A 4,727-nucleotide genomic window follows, 5' to 3' on the forward strand; every position below is an offset into this window, starting at 1 on the left:
TCGGACGTGTTCGACACGAAATAGATGTCCCACCCGGGGCCGGTGCGGTGGGTGTAGCGCAGCGGCGCGTCGGTGGTGAAGTCTTCGGTCAGGCCCTTTTGCTCGAGCACGGTCTTTACGGCGTCGTAGTAGGGATAGAACTGACCGTCGAGGGGGCCGGGGGGAATGAGTTTGAGGCGGCGGCCCAGGGCGCGGACCACGGCGTCGCAGTGCGGGTAGTCGGTGAGGCTGGGCGAGCGCAGCGGGGCGGTACCGATGATGGTGGCGCCGGCGTCCGACAGCGACGCGATTTTGGCGGTAAGTCGGGGGGTCATGGACGAGACGGCGGGGAGGACGAGGATTTTATAGGTCGCGCCGCTGGGGAAGACGATCCGGCCGTCGCGGACGGTGGCTTTCATCAGTTCGCCCGGGGCGCAGCCGTCGAAGTTGAAGCCGCGGCGGTCGGCGATGGTGTCGACGCCTTTCAGAGCGGAGACGGGGGGAACGAAAACGTTTGGACTCCCTTCGGGGGTCAGGTAGAGGATATCCGCGACCGTACGGCCCTGCCGTAACAGATAGCCGCAACGGCTTAAGTAGGTATGATAGGCGCCGACCATCGGCCACCAGGTCTGGCTGCGGTCCCAGTGGACGCCATAGGGGCCCATCGTGGCGCCGGGTTTGTCCGAATCCGGCATGAACTGGTTCTGGAAGGTGTGGAAGAAAAACAGGTTGATGCCGGACGCGAGCGCCCAGTCGCCCTGGTTCTTCATCGAGGAGGGGTTTTGTTTCCAGGCTTCTTCGCCGCCGGCGGTAAAGGACTCGGACTGGATGAGCGCGTGGCCTTCGATGTGACCGGCGGACGTGGCTTCGATCACGCTAAAGGCGGTGTTGTAGCCATAGCCCTTGCTCCAGAACTCGGCCATCGGGACGTCGGCGACGCTGCCGAGCTCCAGGTCGGAGGTGGGGTTCATGTCATAGGGTTCGAGGGAGAGCTGCATGTCGTGGCGGTGGGCATAAGTGCGGACCGCCCGCGCGTGGTTTTCGAGGATCAGCTCCTGGGCGGTCTGTCTCAGGTCCCAGAGAAAACGCGCGCTTTTGTCATCGCTCCCCACGGCATACCCCAGGTACACCGGGTAGTAGGGTTGCGGGTCGTAACCGCGGCGCTGGCGGAACTCCTGGCGGAAACGTTCGGTCCAGTTTTGCGGACCTGCTTCCCAGCTGTCGATGTGGAGGCGTTGTATCACGCCGGGGGCGCTGTTTTTAAGGATCTTCCCGACGTAGGCGTCGAGGTGGGCATAGAGCGCGGTGGTGTCGAACTTGTCGCACTCGAAACCCAGCCCGGGCACGGGCGCGGGACGGGTGATCGCGCCGTTGTTGCGGGCGCCGAAGCGGAGGACGATCCAGTCGCCTTTTGGCGGCGTCCAATGGAGCGTGCCATCGGGGTCCATTTTACCGGTCAGGTCGAGTACTTCGCTGACGGGCGGCGCGGTTTCGGGCGTATCGGGGATGTTCGGCGGCACGGCGGCAGAGGAATAGGGCGCACGGTAATAGAGCGCTTTTTCGTCGCTATGGGCGATCTTTTGCGTCGTGGTGGCGGGGATGGCGAGGACGGCCACGTCCTGGTAAAAGTCCTGGCGGGCTTTTTTGAATTCCTCGGGGAGGCCGTCTTCGCCGAAGAAGGGCTTACGCGGGGCGGGGATGGGCAGCTTTGCCTGTTGGCCTTTACTGACGAGGGTCTCGCTGGCGACCAGGTGCTGCATCGACTGGCTGCCCTTTACCCAGGGGCCGCCGCTGCCCGTCCAGCCGGGGCCGATCCCCAGCGTCATGACGATCCCGAGGCGTTTGCACTCCTGGGTGGCATGGGCGAACAACCGGAGCCATTCGGGGCTGAAAAAGTCGACCCGGCCCCGGGGTACCCCTACGTTGACCTCCAGGAAAAGGACATGGGAAATCCCCGCGATCTTCATGGCTTCCAGGTCTTTGGTGATGCTTTCCGCGTTCATGTTGCCGTCCATGAAATACCAGTAGACCCCTGGCTTGTACGCGTCGCCGGGATGGGCGAAGCCGGGCTTCAGCCGGGCGGTTTGGGCCGCGGCCAGCTGGCAGGTAAGGGCAGCACAGATCAACAGGAAGAAACGCATATATTTACGATAGCTTTGGACAAATATATCCGCAGGCGCCCCACGGGGCCGGTCGGATTTGACATTCGCGTTGTCGTATTTGATATGTTTGCCATGGATGAAAACTTTCACAAGTACCTTGCTCCACAAGATACGGACCCTCGTTGGGGTTTGACGGTGGTGAATGCGGGCTGCGCGCACATCGGACCCCTGGAGCCCTATCCCATCAACGGTCACCCGGACCACCATCATTTCACCTGGAACAGCTGGCGCGTGCTGCAGGAATACCAGGTGATCTACATCCTCAACGGCCGGGGATACTTCGAGTCTTCCCGCACCGCCGAGACGACCGTGGTCGAACCGGGGACGATCATATTCCTTTTCCCCGGGGAGCGGCACCGCTACAAACCCGACCCGCGGACCGGCTGGGACGAGTACTGGATCGGCTGGACCGGGGAAATAGCCGACAACCTGCTGCGGCGGGGATACCTCCACGAGCACCATCCCTGCGTGCCCATCGGTTTCCGGGAAGAAGTATTGCGGTTATACACCAACGTTATCGAGCAAACGCGTCTGGAACGGCCGGGCTTCCAGCCGATGATATCCGGCGCTGTGATGCACCTGATCGGCACCATCTATGCCGCCATGCGGCAGCCCACGGTTCAACCCGACGTGATCGACCGGGCGAAACAGCTGTTCAGCGCCCACCTGGGCAACGCCTATTCGCCCGAGCAGGCCGCGCGGGAGCTCAACGTCAGCTATTCCTGGTTCCGCAAGCGCTTCAAAACGGAGACCGGGTTGTCGCCGGGCAACTACTACCTCCAGCTGAAGATAGAGCTCGCCAGGGAGCAGCTGGCCAACACCGAGCTACCGGTGAAGCATATCGCCTATGAGCTCAACTTCGAGTCGGCGTTCCACTTTTCGCGGATGTTCAAGCAGAAGACGGGGATGAAGCCGAGCGAGTATAGGAAGCTGCGGAGGCCGGATTATGACGGGGACCCTAGCGACGTCTGAGCGCCGCGAGCACTTCCCGCATCCCAATCGTGGCCGCCTGCTCGATCAGGTGTAACCGCGGATGCGGCGCCATGGGCGGCAACTTCTTATCGACTACATAGACGGGGGCGTGACGCGGCACGAGATCGACGAGCCCCGCGGCGGGATAAACCTGAAGCGAGGTGCCTACCACGAGGAAGACGTCGGCGGTGTTGGTGATCTTTGCCGCTTCGGCGATCAGGGGCACGGGCTCCTCGAACCAGACGATGTTCGGACGCAGCAGGCCGCCGTCGGGCGCCAGGGCGCCTTCCTCCATGTCCCCGAGTATTTCCTGTATATATTTTTCGTCGCGGTCGCTCCGCATCTTCAGTATCTCGCCGTGGAGATGGAGGATGTTCGTCGACCCCGCGCGTTCGTGGAGGTCGTCGACATTCTGGGTGATGACCGTGACCTTGTAGTCGTTTTCCAGCTCCGCCAGCGCCAGGTGCGCGGCGTTAGGTTTGGCCGCGCGGACGTCCCGCCGGCGGGTGTTGTAGAAGTCCAGTACCAGCCGCGGGTTGCGTTGCCAGGCGCGGGGCGTGGCGACGTCTTCGATGGCGTAGCCCTCCCAAAGGCCATCGCTGTCGCGGAAGGTTCTGAGGCCGCTTTCGGCGCTGATGCCGGCGCCGGTGAGTACGACGAGGTGGGATTGGGACATGGGATGAAGGTACGGCTTTCCACGGGTCCGACGGCTTCCGCGGGACCCTGAAACTTCCGCGATCTTTTGACGCTTTCGCGGTGGCGGCCCCGGGGTGCCCCTTTTGCTCCCTTTGATTTTTAGGCAAGCTGTAGCTTGGAAAAACGATATAAATGGGGCAAAAAACCAAGGTATAGCTTGCCCGTTTTTCAAGGCAGCCCCAAGACAGTTTTGACCCCAATCTTTACCTTGGATAATCGCACGAAAAGTGGCGTTTACCCAAGCTACAGCTTGCCTAAAATTCAAAGGGAGCAAAAAGGGCACCCTGGGGGGACACACGGGGAGAAAACCTATCTTTAATATCTTATGAGCAACTATTTCTCCGGGAAGGTCGTTTGGATCACCGGCGCTTCCTCTGGCATCGGCGAAGCCCTCGCCTACACCCTCGGCGCCGAAGGCGCGCAGCTGATTTTGTCGAGTCGCCGGGCGGGGGAGCTCGAGCGCGTCCGTAAGGCCTGCACCAACCCCGGTCTGGTCCGGGTCCTCCCGCTGGACCTCGTGGACATGGATAGCCTGGCGGCAAAAACCGCCGAAGCCATCGCTCTTTTTGGCCACATCGACGTGATTGTACACAATGGCGGGATCAGCTCCCGTGGGCTGGTCGCGGAAACCGAAATGAGCGTCCACCGGCGGGTGATGGAGCTCGACTATTTCAGCTATATCGCGCTGACGCGGGAGCTGCTACCGCACTTTGTAGCGCGTCGGCAGGGGCACGTGGTGGTGACGAGCAGCGTGATGGGCAAGCTCGGCACGCCAATGCGGTCGGCCTACGCGGCGGCCAAGCACGCGCTCCACGGATACTTCGATTGTCTCCGCGCGGAGGTGGCGTCGTCCGGAATCTACGTCACGATGCTAACGCCAGGGTATATACGCACGGCGATTTCGGTACATGCCGTAAC

The 4,727-nt window shown here is 62.0% G+C and carries 4 protein-coding genes; 2 read left to right on the forward strand and 2 right to left on the reverse strand.

Annotated features, from left to right (window positions below):
- Positions 1–2,120: glycosyl hydrolase (locus tag VL547_RS19395; RefSeq protein ID WP_325581025.1), on the reverse strand; the 2,120-nt coding region annotated here is incomplete at its 3' end.
- Positions 2,121–2,213: 93 nt separating this feature from the next.
- Between VL547_RS19395 and VL547_RS19400 the strand changes: the two genes are divergently transcribed.
- Complete coding sequence (locus VL547_RS19400; RefSeq protein WP_325581027.1) at positions 2,214–3,113, forward strand: AraC family transcriptional regulator; 900 nt, start codon at positions 2,214–2,216, stop codon at positions 3,111–3,113.
- Here the strand turns inward: VL547_RS19400 and VL547_RS19405 are convergent.
- Entirely contained in the window at positions 3,100–3,789 is a 690-nt protein-coding gene (locus tag VL547_RS19405) for an NAD-dependent deacylase (protein ID WP_325581028.1), read from the reverse strand. The genes VL547_RS19400 and VL547_RS19405 overlap by 14 nt on opposite strands.
- Before the next feature lie 345 nt (positions 3,790–4,134).
- Between VL547_RS19405 and VL547_RS19410 the strand changes: the two genes are divergently transcribed.
- A partial coding sequence (locus VL547_RS19410; protein ID WP_325581029.1) for an SDR family NAD(P)-dependent oxidoreductase occupies positions 4,135–4,727 on the forward strand: 593 nt, incomplete at its 3' end.

The sequence above is a fragment of the Dinghuibacter sp. genome, from assembly GCF_035492835.1.
Classification (GTDB): Bacteria; Bacteroidota; Bacteroidia; order Chitinophagales; family Chitinophagaceae; genus Dinghuibacter.